24 protein-coding genes, 2 tRNA genes and 1 pseudogene are annotated in these 21,854 nt (G+C 62.6%); 7 read left to right on the forward strand and 20 right to left on the reverse strand.

Going from position 1 to position 21,854, the window contains the following annotated elements; all coding sequences use genetic code 11:
• Positions 1-182 precede the first annotated feature (182 nt).
• The 8 genes from FHS84_RS06560 to FHS84_RS06595 all read right to left on the reverse strand — a co-directional run bounded on the left by FHS84_RS06560 (position 183) and on the right by FHS84_RS06595 (position 5,297).
• Positions 183-389 (reverse strand): hypothetical protein, encoded by a 207-nt coding sequence (locus tag FHS84_RS06560; protein ID WP_166932155.1) that lies wholly within the window; start codon positions 387-389, stop codon positions 183-185.
• A 264-nt stretch (positions 390-653) separates the two neighbouring features.
• The gene (locus FHS84_RS23030; protein ID WP_166932787.1) at positions 654-896 is read right to left on the reverse strand and encodes a zincin-like metallopeptidase domain-containing protein; all 243 of its coding nucleotides are present in this window, start codon (positions 894-896) and stop codon (positions 654-656) included.
• On the reverse strand, positions 797-1,051 hold the full coding sequence (locus FHS84_RS06570; protein ID WP_166932157.1) for a hypothetical protein: 255 nt from the start codon (positions 1,049-1,051) through the stop codon (positions 797-799). Before FHS84_RS06570 ends, FHS84_RS23030 begins: the two co-directional genes overlap by 100 nt.
• 101 nt (positions 1,052-1,152) lie before the next feature.
• Positions 1,153-1,228 (reverse strand) — tRNA-Phe (locus FHS84_RS06575).
• Positions 1,229-1,506: 278 nt separating this feature from the next.
• Positions 1,507-2,817 carry an OmpP1/FadL family transporter gene (locus tag FHS84_RS06580; RefSeq protein ID WP_166932159.1) on the reverse strand — a complete coding sequence of 437 codons (1,311 nt, stop codon included), beginning with the start codon at positions 2,815-2,817 and terminating at the stop codon, positions 1,507-1,509.
• Positions 2,818-2,904: 87 nt separating this feature from the next.
• Entirely contained in the window at positions 2,905-3,198 is a 294-nt protein-coding gene (locus FHS84_RS23035; RefSeq protein ID WP_166932161.1) for a DNA gyrase inhibitor YacG, read from the reverse strand.
• Positions 3,101-4,585 carry an Rne/Rng family ribonuclease gene (locus tag FHS84_RS06590; RefSeq protein WP_166932163.1) on the reverse strand — a complete coding sequence of 495 codons (1,485 nt, stop codon included), beginning with the start codon at positions 4,583-4,585 and terminating at the stop codon, positions 3,101-3,103. Before FHS84_RS06590 ends, FHS84_RS23035 begins: the two co-directional genes overlap by 98 nt.
• Positions 4,586-4,646: 61 nt before the next feature.
• A complete protein-coding gene (locus tag FHS84_RS06595; protein ID WP_166932165.1) occupies positions 4,647-5,297 on the reverse strand; it encodes a MarC family protein in 651 nt (216 codons plus the stop codon).
• A gap of 932 nt (positions 5,298-6,229) precedes the next feature.
• Between FHS84_RS06595 and FHS84_RS23040 the strand changes: the two are divergent.
• From FHS84_RS23040 to FHS84_RS06610, 3 genes and pseudogenes are all read left to right on the forward strand, one after another.
• A pseudogene (locus tag FHS84_RS23040) lies at positions 6,230-6,343 on the forward strand (type II toxin-antitoxin system Phd/YefM family antitoxin); the annotation flags it as partial.
• Positions 6,344-6,421: 78 nt separating this feature from the next.
• On the forward strand, positions 6,422-6,625 hold the full coding sequence (locus tag FHS84_RS23045) for a DUF433 domain-containing protein (protein ID WP_344469309.1): 204 nt from the start codon (positions 6,422-6,424) through the stop codon (positions 6,623-6,625).
• Positions 6,622-6,990: a DUF5615 family PIN-like protein gene (locus FHS84_RS06610; protein WP_166932167.1), complete on the forward strand. Its 369-nt coding sequence runs from the start codon at positions 6,622-6,624 to the stop codon at positions 6,988-6,990. The genes FHS84_RS23045 and FHS84_RS06610 overlap by 4 nt, the downstream gene beginning before the upstream one ends.
• Positions 6,991-7,289: 299 nt before the next feature.
• On the opposite strand, the gene FHS84_RS06615 is transcribed toward FHS84_RS06610, so the two are convergent.
• The 6 genes from FHS84_RS06615 to murA all read right to left on the reverse strand — a co-directional run bounded on the left by FHS84_RS06615 (position 7,290) and on the right by murA (position 12,378).
• Entirely contained in the window at positions 7,290-7,874 is a 585-nt protein-coding gene (locus FHS84_RS06615) for a Maf family protein (RefSeq protein ID WP_166932169.1), read from the reverse strand.
• A 4-nt stretch (positions 7,875-7,878) separates the two neighbouring features.
• Positions 7,879-8,097: a translation initiation factor IF-1 gene (gene infA / locus FHS84_RS06620; protein ID WP_166932171.1), complete on the reverse strand. Its 219-nt coding sequence runs from the start codon at positions 8,095-8,097 to the stop codon at positions 7,879-7,881.
• A gap of 768 nt (positions 8,098-8,865) precedes the next feature.
• On the reverse strand, positions 8,866-9,345 hold the full coding sequence (locus FHS84_RS06625) for a UPF0262 family protein (RefSeq protein WP_166932173.1): 480 nt from the start codon (positions 9,343-9,345) through the stop codon (positions 8,866-8,868).
• Positions 9,346-10,644 (reverse strand): histidinol dehydrogenase, encoded by a 1,299-nt coding sequence (hisD, locus tag FHS84_RS06630; protein ID WP_166932175.1) that lies wholly within the window; start codon positions 10,642-10,644, stop codon positions 9,346-9,348.
• 1 nt (position 10,645) lies between these two features.
• On the reverse strand, positions 10,646-11,101 hold the full coding sequence (locus FHS84_RS06635; protein WP_166932177.1) for a DUF2948 family protein: 456 nt from the start codon (positions 11,099-11,101) through the stop codon (positions 10,646-10,648).
• Positions 11,098-12,378 (reverse strand): UDP-N-acetylglucosamine 1-carboxyvinyltransferase, encoded by a 1,281-nt coding sequence (gene murA / locus FHS84_RS06640; protein ID WP_166932179.1) that lies wholly within the window; start codon positions 12,376-12,378, stop codon positions 11,098-11,100. Before murA ends, FHS84_RS06635 begins: the two co-directional genes overlap by 4 nt.
• Positions 12,379-12,690: 312 nt before the next feature.
• Here murA and FHS84_RS06645 point away from each other — a divergent pair.
• The 3 genes from FHS84_RS06645 (at position 12,691) to FHS84_RS06655 (ending at position 13,960) form a co-directional block, all read left to right on the forward strand.
• Positions 12,691-12,765 (forward strand) — tRNA-Thr (locus FHS84_RS06645).
• A 275-nt stretch (positions 12,766-13,040) separates the two neighbouring features.
• Complete coding sequence (locus tag FHS84_RS06650; RefSeq protein ID WP_166932181.1) at positions 13,041-13,478, forward strand: antitoxin Xre/MbcA/ParS toxin-binding domain-containing protein; 438 nt, start codon at positions 13,041-13,043, stop codon at positions 13,476-13,478.
• Positions 13,475-13,960: an RES family NAD+ phosphorylase gene (locus FHS84_RS06655; RefSeq protein WP_425061557.1), complete on the forward strand. Its 486-nt coding sequence runs from the start codon at positions 13,475-13,477 to the stop codon at positions 13,958-13,960. Before FHS84_RS06650 ends, FHS84_RS06655 begins: the two co-directional genes overlap by 4 nt.
• A 213-nt stretch (positions 13,961-14,173) precedes the next feature.
• Here the strand turns inward: FHS84_RS06655 and FHS84_RS06660 are convergent, their stop codons facing one another.
• Positions 14,174-14,953: a hypothetical protein gene (locus FHS84_RS06660; protein ID WP_166932184.1), complete on the reverse strand. Its 780-nt coding sequence runs from the start codon at positions 14,951-14,953 to the stop codon at positions 14,174-14,176.
• Between the two features lie 131 nt (positions 14,954-15,084).
• Here FHS84_RS06660 and FHS84_RS06665 point away from each other — a divergent pair, with 131 nt between their 5' ends.
• The gene (locus FHS84_RS06665; RefSeq protein WP_166932186.1) at positions 15,085-15,531 is read left to right on the forward strand and encodes an RrF2 family transcriptional regulator; all 447 of its coding nucleotides are present in this window, start codon (positions 15,085-15,087) and stop codon (positions 15,529-15,531) included.
• 3 nt (positions 15,532-15,534) lie between these two features.
• On the opposite strand, the gene FHS84_RS06670 is transcribed toward FHS84_RS06665, so the two are convergent.
• The 5 genes from FHS84_RS06670 to FHS84_RS21500 all read right to left on the reverse strand — a co-directional run bounded on the left by FHS84_RS06670 (position 15,535) and on the right by FHS84_RS21500 (position 21,845).
• Positions 15,535-15,855 (reverse strand): ArsR/SmtB family transcription factor, encoded by a 321-nt coding sequence (locus tag FHS84_RS06670; protein WP_166932188.1) that lies wholly within the window; start codon positions 15,853-15,855, stop codon positions 15,535-15,537.
• 78 nt (positions 15,856-15,933) lie between these two features.
• A complete protein-coding gene (cysE, locus tag FHS84_RS06675; protein ID WP_166932190.1) occupies positions 15,934-16,716 on the reverse strand; it encodes a serine O-acetyltransferase in 783 nt (260 codons plus the stop codon).
• A 163-nt stretch (positions 16,717-16,879) separates the two neighbouring features.
• The gene (locus tag FHS84_RS06680) at positions 16,880-18,490 is read right to left on the reverse strand and encodes a dipeptide ABC transporter ATP-binding protein (RefSeq protein ID WP_166932192.1); all 1,611 of its coding nucleotides are present in this window, start codon (positions 18,488-18,490) and stop codon (positions 16,880-16,882) included.
• The gene (locus tag FHS84_RS06685) at positions 18,487-19,302 is read right to left on the reverse strand and encodes an ABC transporter permease (RefSeq protein WP_166932194.1); all 816 of its coding nucleotides are present in this window, start codon (positions 19,300-19,302) and stop codon (positions 18,487-18,489) included. Before FHS84_RS06685 ends, FHS84_RS06680 begins: the two co-directional genes overlap by 4 nt.
• On the reverse strand, positions 19,299-21,845 hold the full coding sequence (locus tag FHS84_RS21500) for an ABC transporter substrate-binding protein (protein ID WP_208393741.1): 2,547 nt from the start codon (positions 21,843-21,845) through the stop codon (positions 19,299-19,301). The genes FHS84_RS06685 and FHS84_RS21500 overlap by 4 nt, the downstream gene beginning before the upstream one ends.
• Between the last annotated feature and the right edge of the window lie 9 nt (positions 21,846-21,854).

Below are 21,854 nucleotides of genomic sequence, written 5' to 3' on the forward strand. Positions count from 1 at the left end.
CAACCGCTCGCCGTGATAACCGGATCATATTAATCGGTCATTTCAGAGCTAAGACAATCACACCTTCGGCCAACCCGAAGATGATCAACGCGTTATGACCTCTTGGAAACCAACCCGAAAAACCGCCGCCGGCTCACCTTATAGCAAGCCTCGCTGATCCACGCGGGGCGAAAGGCGGTGAATTATTCCCGCATCCATTTCGCGATAGCCAGGCGATTGCACAATTCCCACGCACAAAACAAACCAACGGGAAACGTCGCGATGAGGCTAATCCCATACCAGTGCGTATTCACCGTCGCCTCGCCCCACATTTCGGTATGAAGCAGAATTGCGAGAAAATTCAGAACACCAACGCCTACGCCGACCTTGAGTAGACAGGTTGCGATCATGCGATTGTTCCCATTGGCCCCAATCGACGCGGCACGCTGCGGCGGCCGTCGCCGGCGTGGTCAAGATCTCCGCTACAAAACTTGACAGTGTACTAGAGGCTACTCAACGCCGGTCGGTGCAAGATTCGGAATCTACTCAGGCAGCCGATACATGCAGAAGTTTTGACTTGCCGTTTTCGCCCCAAACAAAATCCGACGGCTTGAGCCTATCCATACCAACAGCCAATTGCTGCGCACGGCTGCATGTCGATATCGTTTCTGCACTTAACAAACGACGCCAATCGCGGCTACGCCTGGAAGAGGCACGTTGCGCAGTACGGCTAGCCAGGTGCCGATATAGTCGGCGTAGCGCACGGTGGATTTGATGGGTTGGCTGGCACAGAGAAAGGCACCTGCTATTTCCGCCGTCAATTCTTCGCAGGCATAGCCTTCGCTTCCGCGGCGATTGGCAAAATAGCGGGCAAGACACGAACTATGGCCCATCCGGTGGCCAAGCTCGCAAAACATCGTGCGGTGATAGTTGATAGGATCGAAGAATGTGGTTTGCGGCGCACCTGGATATAATCCGCGGTGCGGTGATGGTAGGCTTCGCCTTCACCCGCGCGGATACCGGCCCCGCTTCCAGCAAATGGAGCAACAAACACGACGGCCTGGAAGAACATACCGCGAACCATTACGAGCGCCAACGGACATAAAAATGAATGTCCTTCAAGGTCTTAATGACCTTGGGCAAGCTTCTGCGAATGATGGCGGGAAGAACTAATGGTGCCCAGGGGCGGAATCGAACCACCGACACGCGGATTTTCAATCCGCTGCTCTACCATCTGAGCTACCTGGGCACAGTGGGGAGGCGTCTTTTAGGCAAGGAGCGCCGTCCTGTCCAGTCGAAGAAGCCAATTTGCCTAAGCACTTCGCCGCGCCCCCCTCCGGCAGGCCGGACAGCCGGGGCGGACCAAATCGGCGGATCAATAATGCAATAAGCGAATCCCCCAAAGCACTTCCGCCGCGGCTCCCGGGGGGCGGGGTCCGCGGCGGAGTGACCCTTCCGGCCCGAAGGCCGGTCGGACCAAACTGGTTGTACTCCTACTTAGATAACCCCGCTGGCGGGATCAAGCGTCTAGAGGTGGTAGTTCAGCTCGAGACCAACCAGCGTCACGCGCATGTTGACGGTACCAGTAAGATTGCCGCGGTAGCTTGCGGCATTGGTCGGCTCAGACATGCTCAACTTGATATTGCCCTTCTCGGCGATCAGGCGCGCAACCGACAGGTCGAGATCTATGTTCTGCGTCACCCGATAGCCAACACCGGCACTCAGCCAGTAACGGCCGCCGTCCGGAATGCCGGGGGTGCGATACTCCGTATCGGTCGGAGTATCGTCGAAGCCCGTGCCGATGCTGAGCCGCCAATCCTCGGTCGGCTTGTATTGCAGGCCCACCGAACCGAACCAGCTGTCGTGATAATTGAACAGCGTGACATCGTCACCCTGCGCCGGATTACCCGAATGGATCGTGAGATTCTTCACGATGCTCCAGCCGGTCCAGTCGGCGCCGACCATCAGCGACCATTGCGAATCGATGTCCCACTTGGCACCGAGCGTCACGACTGGCGGGTTATGAAGCTTGCCCGAGGCCGCGCCGTTCTTGAACATGCCGCTGCCGGCAGAAAATGCCTGGCCGACGGCGTCGAGCGTGAAGTACTCGTTGCCCTTCAGCCGATTGTAGATCGCCGAGCGATAGGAGGCGCCGAACGTCAGGTTCGGAGTCGGCTTCCATTCGGCACCGATGATCCAACCCGTCGCCCAATCCTGCGCGCGCAATTCGACAAAGCCGTCGTTGCCGCCAGGGGTTTGGCCGAGGTTCGGGAACCGAGGCGGAGTGGAATGGTACAAACCGTAGGTGATCGTGCCAATATCGATCGCTTTGGCCAGACGGCCCTTGAGGTATTGAACCTGCAGACCGCCGGCAATCGAGAATTCCGGCGTCAGCTGGTAACCTATGATCGCCATCATGTTGGCCGACTTCACGTCGCTCATAGTGGCGTAATAGCGAGTCACCGACTTGTCGTAGTCGGTGATCATGCCCCACGGGGTCGAGAACTGAAGGCCCATCGCGATCTTGTCCGTCAAGCGGTAACGTACCGCGAGCGACGGGATCAGAGCCGTATTGACGATATCGACCGGATGAGTGTTGCCCGAAACCGGCGTGCCAGCCGCTGTAGTTGCGGTGAAGTCACCCGAGGTTTGCGGCAGAAGGCCGGTATTGGAAACGGCGAAGTCGAATGTCTCGACATCGTTCACCGTCGCCGGATTGAAGACCATCGTGGTCGGTACCGAGCCGTTGGCGGCATTACCGGCGTACGAAAGGCCTAAAGTGGACGCACTGGCGTCACGCAGGCCGAAGCCACTGGCGTACGCGGACGTGGATAGCAACAAACACGCAAAGACAACTGCTGCCGTGCGGCGCATGGCATTCCCTCATAAGCTACGTTTCCCCGCTGGGATATTAGCTCGGAGTCTTCAGTTGGCCCTACCCCGGTGCGGCAATTCGTCGAGAATGCCAAATTCTTCTTCCGTTACGGGAGCTTCCGACGGAATGGCGTAATCGCCCTTGAGCCAATTGCCTAAATCGACATCAGCACAATGCTTGGAGCAAAACGGCCGGTACTCAGCCACTGTGGCTTTTTTGCAAATCGGACATTTATTTGTTGTGGAATTATGCTTGGGCACGGGTTCCAACCTCAAATCGCTCGCGGACGAAGCCTTCTTCCGACTGAAACGACACACGGCTGATTCCGTTGCCGGCGAGCGCATTCAAAGCATCTTGCGCTTCCAACCATGCCACGACTTCGGGCGCCGCGCGTACTTCAATCACAGCACCGGGTACGACCTTCGCAGTCTCTTCAATACGACGCAGAACATCCATCGCGACGGCTTCGGGACGACGCAAGCGGCCGCGTCCGGCGCAGGTGACGCACTCCTCGCTGCCTTGCGAAGCGAGCGGACCGCGCACACGCTTGCGGGTGACTTCCACCAGACCGAAAGCGGTCACCGGCCCGATATTCACCGGTACGCCATCGCCCGCCAGACTTTCGGCGAGGACGGCCAATACCGTATCAACGTGCTCGGCTTCCTTCATGTGAATGAAGTCGATGACGATCAGCCCGCCGATACCGCGCAAACGGATCTGACGCCCAATCTCGCGCGCCGCCTCGACATTGACGATCGCGCCGGTGTCTTCCACGGCCGCGGCATGGGTGAAGCTGCCGGAATTGACATCGACGGCGGTCAGCGCCTCGGTGCCCTCGACGGTGATCCAGCCGCCGCAGGGCAGCGGTACGCGCGGATGCATCAAGCTGTCGATGTCGGCTTCGAGATCGGCGAACAGCGGGCCGGGGCCGTCAAATACGGCGATGCGCTCTTCCATATCCGGCATCGCTTCGCGGCAATAGGCGCGGGCGCGGGCGGCAGTCCTGGCATCGTCGATCAGGATCGAGCGGGTGCCTTCGTGCACGATATCGCGCAGCGCCCGCTCGACCGGACCGAGATCGCGATGCAGCGTCGAGGGGACCTTGGCGCTCTTGCGGCCGGCACAAATCTCGCCCCACTCCTCTTCGAGACGGATGAGGTCTTCGAACAGTTCGTCTTCGTCGGCGCCGACCGCTGCGGTGCGCAGGATGCAGCCGCCCTTCAGCTCGCCCGAGGCGAACAGCTTCTCGCCGATGGCGGCCAGACGGGCGCGCTCGGCCTCGTCCTCGATGCGGCGGGAAATACCGACGCCCGGTTGCAGCGGCGTGAAGACGGAGAGCCGTCCCGGAATGGTGACATTGGCGGTCAGGCGGGCGCCCTTGTCGCCGATCGGCTCCTTGACGATCTGCACCAGCACCTTGTCGCCTTCGCGCAGGACCACGCCGATCGGCGGGTCTTCGGACGGATTCTCGGACAGACAGCGCAATTCGCGGGCGCCGAGAAAACCGGCGCGCTCGTGGCCGATCTCGACGAAGGCCGCCTGCACCGCCGGAACCACGCGGGCCACCCGGCCGAGCACGATGTCCCCGATCAAACCGACGCCGCCCGGCTCGTCGGCGCCCAACAGCCGCGTGCAGCTCAACGCCTGAAGCCGGCGGTTTTCCACAGCCGCGACGCGAACTTCGCCGACACTCACATTGATGAGAATATCCTGCTGCTTGCCCGGAGCCATGCGAGGGTTATGGGGCTTTGGCCGGGAAGTGCAAGGGAAAAGGGCGCGGGAACCGCCGCAATCAGTGCGGCAGCGCCATCAATCCCTGCCACCCGTGCCAGATGATCTGGATGCCGATGCAGAGCAGGATAAAGGCCATCAGGCGCACCAGGACGTTGGTGCCGGACGGCCCCAGCCGGTGCACGGTGCGCTCGGCAAAACGATAGCAGAGAAAGATTGTAACGCAGATCGCCAGGATGCCCGCGAACGCGCCGCCCGCGGTCTGCATCAGATCGGACAGCTTGTCATAGGCCGGCCGCTGGCTGCCCAGGGTGATCGCCACCGACATCGAACCGGGCCCGACCGTCAGCGGCATGGTGTAGGGATAGAAGGAATCGAGCGGCTCGTCGGCGCGATTGGGGGCGGGGGTATGGCCGTCGGCGCTGACGCCTGAATTGAGCATCCGCCAGCCGAACGCCGTCACCACCAGGCCGCCGCCGATGCGCACCACCGGTAGCGAAATGCCGAAGAACACCAGCACATGCGAACCGACCAGGAGCGACGTGACCAGCAGGAAGAAACTGGCGATCGCCACGTTGCGGGCCAAGACGGCGCGCTCGTGCTCGGTGCGCGTGCGGGTCATCGACAGGATGATCGGCGCATTGCCGACCGGATTGATGATCGGAAACAGCGCGGCGTAGGTCAGGACGAAGGCGTTGACGAGGGAATTCATGGAACCGGCCGGGGCGAATCTGGAGAGCCGACTTGTAGCAGGCACCTCTATAAACGGCAAAAAGCGGAGGTTTGCCCCTGCCGCCTAACGAAAGCCGGGGCCCTTCGGCGAAGCGTTTGCTTATGGTCGCGCTTCGTGATCCGAAAACCGGGAAGCCACTTTTCGGCGAAGCGCTCCATATACCAAAGGCGGAATCGAGAAATTCCGCCTTCAGCCTCAAGCCCGCCGCCGCCTCCGGAGGCCGTTTTCAGGCGGCGATCGACAGGCGCATTGGTCTCTTTCTACGGAGTGCTCACCGAGAGCCGTTCGCCTTGTGACGCGGCCGCTGCCGCCATAGCGGTCTTACGCGGGCTTACGTGTCCTCGCGAGGTCATGGATGTTGCAGCGCGTGCGGGCGCGATACTCCTGTATTTGCGCAGATCTTTATAGGCCGAAGCCGAAGGCCATCCTCCATTGTCAAACACCGCATTTCGATGTGGGTATGCGGTGCCAACAGTTCAAGCCTTCGACAAAACTATTTTTCTGCACCTAGTTGCGCGACGCAGACGCAATAATTTCCGCAAGATGGACGAATGAAACGCATCACAATGATGAACAGGTGAACGACGCGGAGAGAGAGCGTCGTTCATTTCTGCACCACGCATATTTTTCTGCCCCACGCGGGCGCGACGGTTTTTGCGTTGGCACTCAGAACGCGGGGGGAAGTGCTGAGCGTAGCGAAGCGAAGGGGGGATTGTTCTTGCGCAAAATCAGCCCCCCTCGTCCAGCGCCGCTTACGCGCCGCCGGACACTTCCCCCCACGGTCTTAGTGCCGGTGTGAAAAACCTTGTGCCCGCGGAGGGCAGAAAAAAGAGGCATCGCACGCGGAGACACGTCGCAGCGGCTTGAAAGCCGGGTCCTTGTTAGCTAATATGTTAGCTAAGGAGGCGCGCATGGTCGTTGTCAAAATCCACGAGGCGAAAACCAATTTGTCGAAGCTCGTGGCGCGCGCGGAAGCGGGCGAGGAAATCGTTATCGCGCGCGATAACGAACCCGTCGCCAAGCTGACGGCGATTTCGTCGCGGCCGCAGGAATACGGTTTCGCCGAAGAACCGGCGCCCTATGACGCCGGGCAGACCCAGCGCATCACCACCGATCCCGCGGTGTGCGGCGGGCGTCCGTGCATTCGCGGCATGCGCATCCGCGTCGCCGACGTGCTGGGGCTGCTGGCGAGCGGCATGTCCAAAGCGGCGGTGCTGAAGGATTATCCGTATCTGGAGGGGGCGGACATCGACGCGGCGCTGGCCTATGCGGCCGGCGCCACGGGGCACCGTGTCGTGAGAACGTGAAATTCCTCATTGATGCGCAACTGCCGCCGAAACTGACGCGGGCGCTGACCCGCGGCGGACACGTGGCGTTGCACGTCTATGAGTGCGGGCTGCTGACGGCCAAGGATGGCGACATCTGGAAATACGCCGCCAAACAAGGCGCCGTCGTTATCACCAAGGACGCCGATTTCGCGGCGCTTGCAGGAAAAGCGGGCACCGGCCTTCCGTCCGGAAACGCGAAAACACGTGCGAAGCGCGGCCCCGCGGTGGTGTGGCTGCGCTTGGGCAACGTGACGAACGATGCGCTGATCAAAGCGGTCGTTGGTGTGCTGCCGCAGATCATTGCGGCAATCGAAGCAGGCGAGGATCTGATCGAGGTGCGGTAGGGGTGCCCTGATCGCGCAGTCGCCGCCGCGGAGCAAGACGCGGAGTTTTCTCATCTGTCATTCCCGGCCGAGCCAAGGCGCGTAGCGCTATGCGAGGGAAAGGGAACCCAGGAGCCTGAATAATTCCGGTGATGAAGAATGAGCGAGGGCTTATCTTCGGCAGCCTACCGTTGTCTCTACCTGCCCCTCACTGCGCTACGCTTGTTCGGCCGGGGATGACAGATGGGGGAGTGCCCGCGGGGGGCAGAAAAGGGATGCGCGGAGTGGAGAAAAGGAAATAGCGGTGCGGGGGCAGAAAACTAGCCGGCGTATCCGTTGCCGCGCAGGAGTTGCACGGTTTCGCAGAGCGGCAGGCCGACGACGTTGGAATAGGAACCGTTGAGGCGGCTGACGAACACTTCGGCGCGGCCCTGGATGGCGTAGCCGCCGGCTTTGCCGAGGCCTTCGCGGCAATCGACGTATTTCTCGATCTCGGCCGCGGTCAGACGGCGGAAGGCAACGCGGGTCACCACGAGACGCGTGCGCAACGTCCCGTCCGGCGTCATCAGCGCCACGGCGGTCATCACCTGATGCTGACGGCCGGCGAGGAGCTTGAGGCAGGCGCGGACGCCATCATTCTCCTCCGGCTTGGGCAGGATGCGCCGTCCGGCGGCCACCACGGTATCGGCGCCAAGCACGAAGGCGCCGTCGGGATGAGATTCGCGGTATTTGGCGGCGACGGATTCGGCCTTCTCGGCGGCCAGCCGCAGCGCGTAAACGCGCGGCAGCTCGTCCTTCACGGGCGTCTCGTCGAGGCTGGCGGCGCGGATGAGATCGGGAGTGATCCCGGCCTGGGCAAGCAGCGCCTTCCGGCGCGGGCTCTCGCTCGCCAGGATCAGAGCCATTGGCTTATTTGAAGCGGTAGGTAATACGGCCTTTGGTGAGGTCGTACGGCGTCATTTCAACCATGACCTTATCGCCCGTCAGCACGCGGATGCGGTTCTTGCGCATCTTGCCGGCGGTGTGGGCGATGATCTCGTGGCCGTTCTGCAGCTTCACGCGAAAGGTCGCGTTGGGCAGAAGCTCGCTGACCACGCCTTCAAATTCGAGCAGTTCTTCTTTGGGCATCCGGTCTCTAGGGTTTGGTGGAAAAATCCGGCGGGAGAATGCACCGAAAACCGGCAAAAGCAAGTCGCGGCGGGGTCTCATCCACCGCCCAAGGGGCGGAAAAGCGGTTGGAATCGCTAAAAAATGGGGGTGGGAGGGGGTAATCGCACCAAAGCGGCCCAGATAGCTGTCATCCCCGGCCGACGCGCCGAAGCGCGCAGCGCGAGGTGAGGAGGGAAAGGGGACCCAGGTCGGGACACATCTGTGATGGCGGATCGGTGGCAGAGCGTTTTCTGCTAGGCTGGAGTAGATTTTTATACCTGGGTCCCCTTCCCTTCGCTGCGCTTACGCTTGCTCAGCCGGGGATGACAGGGTTGGTGAAGCGGCGGGACGGCGCCGACGGCGATTTCCACGCGGAGGCGCGGCGAAATCTCAACTGTCATTCCCGGCCGAGCCAGGGCGCGTAGCGCCATGCGAGGGGAAGGGAACCCAGGAGCCTGAACCACTCCAGTGATGAAGAATGAGCGATGGCTTATCTTCGCCAGCGTGCCATTGTCTCGACCTGGGTCCCCTTCCCTTCGCTGCGCTTACGCTTGCTCAGCCGGGGATGACAGATGGGGTAAATCGCGCACCATCCCTCCGCGGCTCCGCGTGACAAAAATCGAGCGCCGAAGTGCCCCCCTCACCCGCAAAATCTAGCGCTTAGCCTCGGATCGCGACGGCTTCACCGCAGTGCGCACTCGGCTAAGTGCAAGATTTTGCGCCCTCTCCCCCTAGGGGTAGAGGGAACTACCCCTTCAAATGCAGCACGCAGATGAGGGTGAAGAGGCGGCGGGCGGTGTCGAAGTCGATGTCGATCTTGCCGCTGAAGCGCTCCATCAGGATGTGGGCGCCTTCGTCGTGGAGGCCGCGGCGGCCCATGTCGAGAGCCTCGATGCAGTTCTGCGGCTGGTTAGGGATCGCCTTGAAATAGCTGTCGCAGACTTCGAAATAGTCCTTGATGACCTTGCGAAACGGCGTCAGCGACAGCATCAGCGTGCCGTGGCGCTCCTCGTTGAGGAGATAAATGGTGAAGGTCAGCCGGTTGGCGTCGAGGCTGATGAGCAGGTTGTACGGCCCGCCGGGCGAGCCGATGGGACGGAAGAAATTCGATTCCAGCAGATCGTAGAGCGCGATCTGGCGCTCGTGTTCCACCTCGCGGCCGTGGCCTTCGGAGGATTTCTCTTCCAGGCTCACGCCGACAAGCCGGAACTGCGGATCTACGGCCATTTAAGTCTTCTGGTTCAGCCGTGCCGCAACCGAGCGGGCGTGCGCGTCCAGTCCTTCGGCTTCGGCAAGGGCGATGGCATCCGGCCCGAGCGCCGCAATCGATGCGGGGCTGAGCGACAGAAGCGTCGAACGCTTGACGAAATCCAGCACCGACAATCCCGACGAGAAACGCGCCGTGCGGGCAGTCGGCAGAACGTGATTGGGGCCCGCAATGTAGTCGCCCATCGCCTCGGGCGTGTGACGGCCGAGGAAGATCGCGCCGGCATGCCGGATGAACGGCAGATAGGCGTCGGGATCGGCGACGGCGAGTTCGAGATGCTCGGCGGCGATGCGATTGGCCAGCGGTGCGGCATCGGCGAGCGCGTCCACCACCACGATGGCGCCGTAATCGTTCCACGACGCGGTGGCGATGTCCTTGCGCGGCAACAGCGCCAGCTTGCGGGTCACGGCGGCGTCGACATGGTGCGCGAAATCGGCGTTGTCGGTGATGAGGATCGCCTGGGCGACGCGGTCGTGCTCGGCCTGCGACAGCAGATCGGCGGCGATCCATTCGGGATCGTTGTCCGCATCGGCGATGACGAGGATTTCCGACGGGCCGGCGACGGAATCGATGCCGACATGTCCGAACACTTCGCGCTTGGCAGCGGCGACATAGGCATTGCCGGGGCCGACGATCTTGTCGACGGGCGCGATGGTCTTGGTGCCGTAGGCCAGCGCCGCCACGGCCTGGGCGCCGCCGATGCGATAAATCTCGGTGACGCCGGCGCGGCGGGCCGCTTCGATGGAGAGCGGATTGATGGCGCCGCCCGACGCGGGCGTGACCATGACGAGGCGCTTGACCCCCGCCACCGCGGCCGGGATCGCGTTCATCAAGACCGAACTCGGATAGCTGGCGGTACCGCCGGGAACGTAGAGGCCGACGCTGTCGAGCGGGGTGAAACGCCAGCCGAGGCGCGCGCCGGTGGCATCGGTATACGAGGCATCGGCGGGAAGCTGGCGGCGGTGATAATCCTCGATGCGCTTGGCGGCGACGTCGAGCGCCTTCAGCGTTTCCGGCTTGCAGGCGGACGCGGCGGCGGCGATCTCGCCGGGCGTCAGGCGCAAGGTCTCGACCGAGAGACTGGCGCGGTCGAATTTGTTGGAAAGCTCGACCAGGGCTTCGTCACCGCGCCCCCGCACGTCGGCGATGATCGCCCGCACCGACGTGGACACGTCGTCGTCGGTCTCGCGCTTCATGGTCAGGAGCGCGTCGAATTCGGCGGCGAAATTGGGGGACTTCGCGTCCAGCCAGCGTCTCATCTCATTCGTCTTCAAATTCGTTGTCGGCGTGGTTGGGACGGCCGCGCGCCGCCCACGGACCGGCCAGATCGGCCAGCGCCGCATCGAGGCATTCGACTTCGAGTTGCATCGCACCGCCGCCGGAGAAGGTCAGCTCGACCTTGCCGCCGGGATTTTCGGACCCATCGCCCACGGGCGTAAAGCGGATCGCGAGCAACGACAGCACCGCGCCGGGGGCGCCCATCTTGATGTTCTTGGACTTGACCGACAGCACGCCGTCGAAATGCAGGCCGGAACGGACGCGCAGATTGGTCCTGGCGCCGTTCTCCCACTGGAAGCGGTTCACCACCGCCACGAAGCGGCGCTTCTTGGGCAGATATTTGAGGTCGCCGACCTTGGCGACGGCATCCTGAAGGCGGGCCGAAAGGACTTCGAGGTCTTCGGCGTCCTGGGCAGCAAGAATGGGTGCAGTGGTCATGCGCTAAGCCGTTCGATGTTCGCTCCGACGCCGCGGAGTTTTTCCTCCAGGCGCTCGAAGCCGCGATCCAGATGATAGACGCGATTGACGATGGTTTCGCCCTCGGCCGCCAGACCCGCCAGCACCAGACTGGACGAGGCCCTGAGATCGGTGGCCATCACGGGCGCTCCCATCAGCTTGGGCACGCCGGTGACGATGGCACTGTCGCCCTCGACCTTGATGTCGGCGCCCATACGGATGAGTTCGGGTACGTGCATGAAGCGGTTCTCGAAAATCGTCTCCCGGATGCGGGACGAACCCTCGGCGATCGTCATCAGCGCCATGAACTGCGCCTGAAGGTCGGTCGGGAAGCCCGGAAAGGGAGCCGTGTTTACGGATACCGATCTAGGGTGAAATCCGTCGCGTGCAACCTTGAATCCGGTCCCGGTGGACGAAACTTCGGCCCCGACCAGCACCAGGACGTCCAAAAGCGACGCCACCAGGTCGGGCGAGGTGTTGGTCAGCTCGACCTCGCCGCCGGCAATCGCCGTGGCGATGGCGTAGGTGCCGGTCTCGATCCGGTCGGGCAGCACCGAATGGGTGGCCCCATGCAGACGGTCGACGCCGTCGACCACGATCCGCGAGGTGCCGAGGCCGGTGATCTTGGCGCCCATGGCGGTCAGGCAGTTGCCGAGATCGACGATTTCCGGCTCGCGCGCGGCGTTGACGATCACCGTTGTGCCTTTGGCGAGGCATGCGGCCATCAGGACGTTCTCGGTGGCGCCGACGGTCACGGTCGGGAACACCACCTCGCCGCCGGTAAGCCCGGCCGGAGCATCGGCAATGACGTAACCCTGGGCCAGATCGATGGTCGCGCCCATTGCCTGCAAACCGCGCAGATGCAGGTCCACCGGCCGGGCCCCAATGGCGCAGCCGCCCGGCAGCGACACCTTGGCAAGGCCGAGGCGGGTCACCAGCGGACCGAGCACGAAGAAACTCGCCCGCATCTTGCGGACGGTGTCGTATTCGGCGGTCGAGCCCCGCACCCGGTCGGCCTGGAGGCGATAGGTACCGCCCTCGCCCAGCTTGGTGCCGGGCTTCCAGTCGACCGACACGCCGAAACTGCGCAAGAGATCGGCCATGAAGACGATGTCGGCCAACTGCGGGACGTTGGTCAGAATCAGCGGCTCGTCGGTGAGCAGACTCGCGACCATGAGGGGAAGCGCGGCATTCTTGGCGCCGCTAATCGGAATCCGGCCGTTCAGGCGCAGACCGCCTTTGATACTGATCTTGTCCATTGCCCCTCGGGTGGCGAAAGAAAACGAGCCGCCGTTCTAGCGCGGCAAACGGTTCTGTGACAGCGGCCTATTTGTCTTGCCGCACCGCCGGCGGAGAGCCGGTTTCGGAGGCCTCGGATGGCGCCGCCGCGGCGGGCCGCTCCCCCTGGGCGCAGGCCTGCGCCTTCCGCCGCTTGAGGTTTTCCCGGAGGGCTGCGGCAAGCCGCTCCACAGCTTCCGCAGATTTCGGCGAATTCGCCACGCAACAACCCTTTCCCTTAAGCCACACAATAGGATATAGACGCCGCTCTTCGGGCGGTCACGCCCCCGGATGCCGGAGTAGCGTAGTGGTAGCGCAACCCCTTGGTAAGGGGTAGGTCGTGAGTTCGATTCTCACCTCCGGCACCAGTTTTCCAAATAAAATAAAAGACTTAGATAGCGCTGCCCGCCAATGCGAACGGCCGCGAAAGGCGTTGAACGACCCGAACGGGGCCGTGGAGAATCCGTGCAGTCGGCACGCTAGGCACGGGCGGAAGAACGGACGTTCTTCCCGCTCCGATTCTCGCCGGCAAATAGAGGTGACGACTCTCTTCGTTCGCTGCATGTTGCGACCATATCTGCGATGCCGGTTGATTTCGCATCACTTGATGCCAATATAGACCTCAGATGATACGGAGGCAGCGATGGCCTACAAAGCCCAGATGATCGAGAACCTGCTCGGGATGAAACGGGCGCGGTTCGGGGAATCGCCGCTCGCCCTCGCCTACTCGGTGGAAGCGGGGTTTCCGGTTTCGGCGCTCGACAAGTTTGCGGGCGAACTTTGCCCGGACGATGTGCGCCGCTTCACCTATCGCGTGGTGCCGAAACCCACCCTGGAACGCCGGCGCCGGGACAAGAAGCCGCTGACCGCCGACGAAAGCGACCGGCTGGCGCGCATCGCCAAGGTCTTTGCCTTCGCCGTCGAGATTTTCCAGGAAAAGGAAAAGGCCCGCGAGTTTCTCACCCGGCCGCACATGATGCTCGACAGTAAAGCGCCGCTCGATGTCGCCCTGGCGACCGGCCCCGGCGCCGATGTCGTGATGAACCTGTTGGGCCGCGCGGCGTACAGCGGCGGCGTCTGATGGCTCCGCGGACCGACCGGGTTCTGACCTGCTACCGCATCGGCGACCCGGCCGGGGCATTCCCGATCTACGATGCCGAAGGAGCGCGTCTTTATCCCGGCCGCTGGAACACGCCATCGAGCCCGATCATCTACACGTCCGAGCATTACTCGACCGCGATGCTGGAAAAGCTGGTGCACAGCAACCTGGTTCTGCCCGCGAACCAGCACTTCATTACGATCACGATTCCGAACGGCATCAGCTACGAGGTCTTTCCGACCGCCGCCCATCCCGGCTGGGATTCGCGCGACGAGACCATCTGCAAGACATACGGCCAAGACTGGTTTGATGAAAAGCGTTCGGCACTGCTGATCGTGCCGTCACTCGCGGCACGGATCGAGCGGAATTTCCTGATCAACCCACAGCACCCGGAAGCGAAGGCCATCTCGCATGCACTGGCAGAACCGGTGTGGTGGGACCAACGCCTCTATCGTCGGACTTAAGGCTTGCGCCTCTCCATTATCGGGAAGCGCGGGCTAGGTCATTGCGCCCTCAGCCGAAGAATCATGTGCCCAAATCTGGCGGCGTGGGACGGGCGAAAACGGCCATTCGGATCCCGCACTTTGTTCGCTATTTACTCTATGAATTTTATATACTTATGCAACCGCGCGCGCGACTACCTCCCTCGGCACCTCTGCCAGCTTTGGCTGGGAGCGCTAAGCGATGCCGATGTGCTCTACTTCGGGCGTGCCGAAATCGCGGTTGAAGCCTTGGTTGAAATCTTCGACCTCATAGTGATCGAGCGTACTGCGCGGCGGCCAAACCGTCGCTTTGCCGACCGGCCATAGAAAATGGAACGTCTCGGCCTTGCCCGGCAGTTCGAACTTCATACCCGGCACGGTGCTCGACATGGCGTGCACAAGAATACGGCCCATACCGAGGGTCACCGACTGCGTGTCCTTGGTGACGCCTTTCCGGCCCACCGGCCCTAGTCCTGCGGTATGGCGAACATAGCGTGCCGCCCAATGATGGCCGGAACTCTTCGCGATCCAAATGTTCCAAGAGGCCGGAGGCTCGCCCGTCCGGCGCAGCGTTTCCCGCTCGCGATCGGATGTGATGACGCCCTCGCTCGAGGCGAACTCCGCAATCATAACCGTCTTGGCCACCCAGGCCGCCAAGGCGCGCTGTACGGCTAGGGTAAGGAGAAGTTCGCTGCCGGTGACGAGCGGAATGAAAAGCGGGCGAACTTGCGCATCGATCCGACGCATCCAGCCATGATGGCAGCGCTTGCAGGCGACCCGGATTTTGCGCGCGGCAATGAAGTCCTCCCGCATCTCCCGCGGCAGCGCCTTCAGGATCTGGGTTCGGACGCTCTCCACGGCGCGCGGCCCAAAGTGCGTATCCGCCTCATCGGTGATTAAACGTGTCGCCCATTCCGGCCATGCCGCGACGGCGATCGCCTCGGCAGCTCCGCAAAAACGGCAAATGGCAGCCATCCTCAGCCTCCATTAACAAGCCTGATAGGATTAATGGAGTTAGGGGCGATCCGGTTCCTGCCCTGCGAAGCCACCAGGACTTGTCTTCGGTTCCCGAGGGTGCAAAACAGAGGAAAGTTCAGGGGATTCTAATGCTTTCCCAAAAAGCCAAATACGCGCTCAAAGCGCTGATTGCTCTGGCCGAGGCCGAAAACGGCGAACTTCTGCAGGCCGGCGAAATGGCCGAAGCCCACAACATTCCCAAGAAGTTCCTCGACCTGATCCTGTTGGAACTGCGCCGGCACCGGCTGGTCGACAGCCGCCGGGGAAAAAGAGGCGGCTATCTGCTGATGCGGCCAGCCGACACCATCAAGGTCGGCGACATCGTGCGCGTCATCGATGGACCTCTGGCGCCGATACCATGCGCCAGCGTCACGGCCTATCGACCCTGCACGGACTGCGGCGATACCAAATCCTGCACGGTGCGCAAAATCATGCGGGAAGTGCGCGATGCCGCGGCGGGCGTGCTGGACAACCGGACACTGGCCGATCTGGCCAAGCCGCCCAAGAAAGCCAAGGCCCGGCGTGCGTCGGCCTGACGATCAGCGGTAGGACTTGCAGTACAGCTCGAACAAAAGATTGACCAAGTGCAGCGCCTTGGGATCGGCGATGTAGTAGCGGATCGATTGTCCGTCCCGGCGTGTCTTGACCAGACCATCGGCGCGAAGCCGTGCCAGATGCTGCGATAGCGCCGACTGGCTGAGGCCCGAGGCCTTGACCAATTCACCCACCGACCGCTCGCCCTCGCCCAACTCACACAGAACCGTCAGACGGGCCGAATGGGCCAAGGTCCGCAATACGGCAGCGGCTTCTTCGGCATGAGCAGCGCGGGTTCGGCTTGCAATCAGGGCGGCGGCGTTCATTTTACATGCCACTTTCGTTATTTGTGACATATAACATGCTACACTCGTCAATATGAGATTGCACGAGTTCAATTGCCGCTAGTCGACGTGATCCATCGTTTGGGCCGGAATACTCCGATCCGTCCGCAGCAGAAGATGCGCCGGTACGCCGACCGCGCTCGTATCCGGCGGCACGGCGGAGAGGACCACCGAACCGGCGCCGATGCGCGAGCGCTCGCCAACCGCAACATTGCCCAGCACCGTTGCGCCCACCGACAGCAGTACGCCGTCACCCACCTTGGGATGGCGATCGCCTGCTTCCTTGCCGGTGCCGCCCAGCGTGACGGCATGCAGGATCGAAACGTCGTCGCCGACCACGGCCGTCGCTCCGATCACCACGCCGGACGCGTGATCGATCATAACGCCCCGGCCGATCCGCGCGGCGGGATGGATATCGACCTGAAACAGCCGTGACATCCGACTCTGCAGCAGCAAGGCCAAGGCGTAGCGCTTCCGGTTCCAGAACCAATGCGCCGCCCGATGGATCTCAAGCGCCAGGAAGCCCTTGTAGAACAGGAAGGCTTCAAGATGGGACCGACACGCCGGATTGCGCGCACGCATAGCGACGAGATCGGCGCGTGCTGCGCTGGCGATAGCCGGATCATTCGCAATCGCCTCTTTCACGAGATCGTGCATTTGCAACGACGGCAGAAATGCACCGCCGATCTTCTTGGCGAGAAGAAATGCCAAGGCATCCTCAAAGCGGTCATGATTGAGAACGGTGGTCCGCACAAAGCCGGCCAGAACCGGCTCGCGCCGTGCCAGCACGGCCGCCTCCTCGCGCAAGGACAACCAAACGGGATCAAGGCTTGGGTTCAACATACAGCGGTTCCGCCAGGGCCACGCCTCGTTATACTACATTGACTATCAATTTAGTAGTGTATAATCTGCGGATGTCTGGGCGGTGCTCAGGACGTTTCCTCCCTGAACTTGGCGGACAGGCGGCCCCGGCTGCCGGTCCGCAGTTTTCCGAAAACTCAGAGCTTCATATGCCACTGGCCTCGTGCATCTCGGGGTGACGCGACAGGGCCCGATCGAGATCGGGCGTCGCAGCAACCAGTGCCGCCGTGTAAGGGTCACGCGGAGCCGACAACACATCCTCGGTTTTCCCGGCTTCGACAATGCGTCCGCTTTTCATGACGATCAACCGATCCGTGATCGCACGCACCAGCGAGATGTCGTGGGTGACGAAGAGATACGAAATCCCGGCATCGCGCGACAAGCCGTTCAGCAAGTCCAGGATTTGTACGCGCGCGGCAATGTCGAGCGCCGACAAGGCTTCGTCAAACGCGATGATGTCCGGTTCAATGATGAGGGCGCGGGCAATCGCGATGCGCTGGCGCTGGCCGCCGGAAAATTCGTGCGGATAGCGGTCAATGGCGTCCGCAGAAAGCCCGACCCGCTCCAGCACGGACGTGACCTTGGCGCGGCGCTGAGCACGGTCGAAGACGGCATCGGTCAAATGCAGCGGCTCCACCACGATCCGCCCGACCGTGTGGCGCGGATCGAAGCTGGCGATGGGATCCTGAAACACCGCCTGAATCTTCCGGCGCAAAGCCAAACGCGTGCCGTGGCGCGCGGTGAGAAAATCGGTTCCGGCGATCGCAACATGGCCTGTGTCCGGCCGCTCCAGTCCCAGCACCGCCCGCAACAGAGTGGATTTACCGGCACCGGATTCGCCGACCACGCCGAGGCTCTCGCCCGGCGCCAACGCGAAGCTGACATCCGTCAGGGCCGTATGCGGCGTCCCGCCAAATAGGCCGCCACCATAACGGCGCGAGAGATTGGTCACGGCGAGGAGCGGTTCGGACGATTTCACCGAGGCCGTTCTTGCGGGAAGCTCGGCAAAGGCCTGCACCAGCCCTTTGGTGATGGCGCGCTGAGGAAACCGCAGAACCTCCAGCACCGGGCCCTCTTCCACGATCGTACCGCCGTCGAGCGTGGCAATACGATCGGCAACCTCGGCCACCACGGCAATATCGTGGGTGATAAGGATGAGTCCGATCTTCTCCTCGCGCACCAAACGACGGAACAGTGCGAGGATCTGCGCCTGGGTGGTGACATCGAGCGCCGTGGTCGGTTCGTCGGCGATGATGAGCTTGGGCGAACCGGCGAGCGCGATGGCAATGGCGACACGCTGGCGCTGGCCGCCCGACAGTTCGTGCGGGAACCGGGACGCCGACACGCCGTCGAGTTCGACCTTGCCGAGAAGCGCCGATACCGCGGCAGGGATTTCCGCTTTCGGCACCAGCCGATGCACCCGCAACACTTCGCCGATCTGCTCGCCGATGTTCATCACCGGATTGAGCGCGGTCATCGGCTCCTGGAACACGAGCCCGATATCTCGCCCGCGCACCGCCGCCAGTTCGCGCTCGGATCTAAGGCCGAGTTCCTCGCCATCGAGCCGAATGGACCCGCTCGTTTTGGCTCCGGCCGGCAGCAGATGCGCAATGGCAAGCGCCGTGGTGGATTTGCCCGAGCCCGATTGGCCCGCCAGCGCCAATATCTCACCAGCATCGAGCGCGAACGACACGCCATCGAGAATGGTTCGCCCGCCGATCGAGACCGAAAGGTCCTCCACCCGAAGAAGGCTCATGGCCGCCTCCTCGGATCGAAGGCGGCATGCAGACCTTCGCCCACCAGATTGAAACCGAGCACCGCGACCAGAATGGCGAGGCCCGGAAAAACCACCAGATGCGGCGCTGCGGCGATCAGGGTTTGCGCTTCGTTGAGCAGGCGCCCCCAGCTTTGATCCGGCGGCTGCACGCCGAGACCGATATAGGAAAGCCCCGCCTCGGCGATGATGCCCATGGAGAACTGCACCGCGGCCTGGGCGATGATCGTGCCCGCGGCATTGGGCAGAATGTGCTCGAACGAAATCGCCAGCGTGTTCTTGCCGGCGACCCGTGCCGCGGCGATATAGGCAAGCCGCCATTGCACCAGCGCCGCACCGCGGGTGACTTTGGCGAACACCGGAATGTTGAAGATACCAACCGCGAGAATGACATTGCCCGCGCCGGGCCCCGACACCGCCATGATGAGGATGGCCGTCATCACCGCCGGAAAGGCGAACACGACATCGGAAAGCCGCATCACGATCTGATCGATAACGCCGCCCCGTGCGGCCGCCAGCAATCCCAACGGCACGCCGAGTCCAAGCCCCAGGATCACGGCCGACAGCGCCACCCCGAGCGATGCCCGCGCACCCAGCATAACCACCGACACCACATCACGGCCGAGCTGATCGGTGCCGAAAGGATGGGCCCAGCTTGGGCCTTGCAGCTTGGCGGCGACGTCGAGGCTTGCCGTGTCGTAAGGCGTCCAGACCGTCGAAAGCAGCGCGATGCTCACCAGGAGGCCGACCAGACCGGCGCCGGCAACGAGAGCGGGATTGGCACGAGCGCTCATTGCCGCCTCCCTCTCAGCCGCGGATCGGCGATGGCATAGGCGACATCGACCACGAAAGACACGAACACGACCACCGCAACCAGCAGCACGACCACGCCCTGCACGACGATGAGGTCGCGTTGTTCCACCGCCTGACTGAGAAGCCGCCCCAGCCCCGGCAGCGCGAAGACGTTTTCGATGATGATGGCGCCGGTGAGCAGAAACGAAAACTGCAAGCCGAGAACCGTAATCACCGGAATGATGGCATTGGGAAAGGCATGCCTCCACAGCGTCGCCGCGGGACTGAGGCCTTTGGCGCGTGCCGTGCGGATGAAATCGGCACCGATCACGTCGGCCAGCGAGCGCGACAGCACGCGACCGAGAATGGCGGCTTGCGGAATGGCGAGCGCAAGAGCCGGAAGCGTCAGGCTATGCACTGCGGGCCAAAAGCCACCGTCCCACCCGGCGAACCCGCCGGCCGAAAACCAGCGCAGCACCATCGAGAATAACAGCACAAACAGGATCGCGAGCCAGAAGTCGGGAATGGCGATACCGACCTGCGTCAGCGCCGACAATACGGCGCCCCGCTTGCGTCCGCGCCACGCTGCGGTGAAAAGGCCGAGCGGGATCGCGAGCACCGCGGCGAGGATTACGGCATAGAGGGCCAGCGGCAACGACACCACAATGCGGTCCGCGATCAATTGCGCAACGGGAACTTGATAGGTGTAGGAAACGCCGAAATCGCCGCGCAACACACGCGTCAGCCAATGTCCGTAGCGAGCGAGCAGCGGCTGATCGAGACCCAATTGACGGTGCAAGGCGGCGAGCGTTTCGGGCGCGGCATTGAGGCCGGCCATGAAGCTTGCAGGATCGCCGGGCAGAAGCGAGATGATGAAGAACACCGCACTGCCGGCAATGAGCAAGGTGGCAATCAGGCTTGCGCTGCGCCCGGCGAGATAGCCAATGCCGACGGTGCGCACCGCAAACGCCAGAAAAACCGCAAGCGCGGCCAGTGGCAGATATCGCCACGCGTTCGGTGCCGAATGCGAACCAACGACGGCCGGACTGGCTCCGCCTGCCGTTGCATCGAGGAAGAACGTTCCCGACACCTCGTTGGATGGGACTGCCGCATTGGCCTGAAACCCGCCGATGCGGGCATTGCTCACGACCAGACGCGGAAGCTCGAACAGAAAACCGTTGACGGAGTCCTCGGCGATCTTCCGCTGGATCGCTTGCAGCGCCGCGACCCGCCGGTCAGGATCGGTAGCACTGCGCCAGTCGGCCAAGAGCGCCTTGAAGCGCGGACTGTCGTAACCGAAATAGTAGCCGTCACGACCATAGATGTCGAAATCCATCGGTTCGATGTGATTGATCACCGTGAGGTCGTAGGCGTGGTTCTGGAACACCTGCGACAGCCACTGCGCCCATTCGACGTTCTGAATCTCGAGCTTGATGCCGATGGCCGCCAATTGCGCGGCCACGATCTCGCCCGAACGCCGTGCATACATCGGCGGCGGCAGTTTCAGCGTCGCCGTGAAGCCGTTGGCGTAACCCGCTTGCGCCAGCAACGCTTTGGCTTTGGCGATGTCATGGGGATAGAGCCCGGTCAGATCGACATAGCCTTCGTCCTGCGGCGCGTAATGACTGCCGATGGGCGTGCCTAGCCCGTAGAACGCGCCATTGATGACGGCATTACGATCGATGGCATGCGCGATGGCGCGGCGAACCAGAATGTTATCGAACGGCGGCTTCTTGTTGTTGATGGCAAGGATCACCTGGCCTTCGGTGGTGCCGATGGTGACCTTGAGCCGCGGATCCAGGCGGATTTGGGCGATGCTTTCGGGCGCCGGAAAATCGGGAAACACATCGACGTCGCCCGACTTCACCGCCGCATAAGCCGCCGTTGAATCCGGGATGAAGCGGAACACCGCATGCGGCAGCCGGGCCTCGCGACCCCAATAATCCCGAGTGCGAACGAGATGGATCGCTTCGCCGCGCTTCCACACATCGAGCCGGTAGGGGCCGGTGCCGACGGGATGCTGCCTGGCGGCCGCCGCCGACGACGGCTCGAAAATCACGAACGCCGGGAGCGACAAGGCAAACAACAGTCCGCTATCGGGCGCTTTGAGACGAATGCGGACGGCCAGCGGATCAATCACGTCGACACCCGCGACGGCCTGAAGCCACGGCTTTTGCGGGTTGATCGAATTCGGTGCCAAAGCACGGTCGAGAGTGAATTTTACGTCCGCGGCGCTGAGCGTGTGGCCGTTGTGAAACCGTACATGCGGACGCAAGCGGAAAACGTAAACAAGGCCGTCGCGCGAGACATCCCACGACGCGGCCAGCCACGGCCGCACCGAACCGTCGCGACCCGCCCGCGTCAGCGCTTCGAATACATTGGCGTAGACAACCTCACCGATGGCCGAATCCGCACTTCGGCTGGGATCGAGGATCGGCGGCTCCAGTTGCAGCCCAACCGTGATGGTGTCCTTCGCCATGGCCGGCGCGGCGCACAGCAGCACCAATGCCAGCAGCAGCAACACGTGTTTACACCAAAGTGCCATCGCGAATGT

Source organism: Rhizomicrobium electricum (assembly GCF_011762045.1).
Classification (GTDB): Bacteria; Pseudomonadota; Alphaproteobacteria; order Micropepsales; family Micropepsaceae; genus Rhizomicrobium; species Rhizomicrobium electricum.

What these genes read in the sequence shown, in the direction of transcription:
- FHS84_RS06560 (WP_166932155.1), bottom strand. Translation starts at nt 389, where the DNA reads ATGATCGCAACCTGTCTACTCAAGGTCGGCGTAGGCGTTGGTGTTCTG.
- FHS84_RS23030 (WP_166932787.1), bottom strand. Translation starts at nt 896, where the DNA reads ATGTTTTGCGAGCTTGGCCACCGGATGGGCCATAGTTCGTGTCTTGCC.
- FHS84_RS06570 (WP_166932157.1), bottom strand. Translation starts at nt 1,051, where the DNA reads ATGTTCTTCCAGGCCGTCGTGTTTGTTGCTCCATTTGCTGGAAGCGGG.
- FHS84_RS23035 (WP_166932161.1), bottom strand. Translation starts at nt 3,198, where the DNA reads ATGCGCTCGCCGGCAACGGAATCAGCCGTGTGTCGTTTCAGTCGGAAG.
- FHS84_RS06590 (WP_166932163.1), bottom strand. Translation starts at nt 4,585, where the DNA reads ATGGCTCCGGGCAAGCAGCAGGATATTCTCATCAATGTGAGTGTCGGC.
- FHS84_RS06595 (WP_166932165.1), bottom strand. Translation starts at nt 5,297, where the DNA reads ATGAATTCCCTCGTCAACGCCTTCGTCCTGACCTACGCCGCGCTGTTT.
- FHS84_RS06615 (WP_166932169.1), bottom strand. Translation starts at nt 7,874, where the DNA reads ATGGCTCTGATCCTGGCGAGCGAGAGCCCGCGCCGGAAGGCGCTGCTT.
- infA (WP_166932171.1), bottom strand. Translation starts at nt 8,097, where the DNA reads ATGCCCAAAGAAGAACTGCTCGAATTTGAAGGCGTGGTCAGCGAGCTT.
- FHS84_RS06625 (WP_166932173.1), bottom strand. Translation starts at nt 9,345, where the DNA reads ATGGCCGTAGATCCGCAGTTCCGGCTTGTCGGCGTGAGCCTGGAAGAG.
- hisD (WP_166932175.1), bottom strand. Translation starts at nt 10,644, where the DNA reads ATGAGACGCTGGCTGGACGCGAAGTCCCCCAATTTCGCCGCCGAATTC.
- FHS84_RS06635 (WP_166932177.1), bottom strand. Translation starts at nt 11,101, where the DNA reads ATGACCACTGCACCCATTCTTGCTGCCCAGGACGCCGAAGACCTCGAA.
- murA (WP_166932179.1), bottom strand. Translation starts at nt 12,378, where the DNA reads ATGGACAAGATCAGTATCAAAGGCGGTCTGCGCCTGAACGGCCGGATT.
- FHS84_RS06650 (WP_166932181.1), top strand. Translation starts at nt 13,041, where the DNA reads ATGGCCTACAAAGCCCAGATGATCGAGAACCTGCTCGGGATGAAACGG.
- FHS84_RS06660 (WP_166932184.1), bottom strand. Translation starts at nt 14,953, where the DNA reads ATGGCTGCCATTTGCCGTTTTTGCGGAGCTGCCGAGGCGATCGCCGTC.
- FHS84_RS06665 (WP_166932186.1), top strand. Translation starts at nt 15,085, where the DNA reads ATGCTTTCCCAAAAAGCCAAATACGCGCTCAAAGCGCTGATTGCTCTG.
- FHS84_RS06670 (WP_166932188.1), bottom strand. Translation starts at nt 15,855, where the DNA reads ATGAACGCCGCCGCCCTGATTGCAAGCCGAACCCGCGCTGCTCATGCC.
- cysE (WP_166932190.1), bottom strand. Translation starts at nt 16,716, where the DNA reads ATGTTGAACCCAAGCCTTGATCCCGTTTGGTTGTCCTTGCGCGAGGAG.
- FHS84_RS06680 (WP_166932192.1), bottom strand. Translation starts at nt 18,490, where the DNA reads ATGAGCCTTCTTCGGGTGGAGGACCTTTCGGTCTCGATCGGCGGGCGA.
- FHS84_RS06685 (WP_166932194.1), bottom strand. Translation starts at nt 19,302, where the DNA reads ATGAGCGCTCGTGCCAATCCCGCTCTCGTTGCCGGCGCCGGTCTGGTC.
- FHS84_RS21500 (WP_208393741.1), bottom strand. Translation starts at nt 21,845, where the DNA reads ATGGCACTTTGGTGTAAACACGTGTTGCTGCTGCTGGCATTGGTGCTG.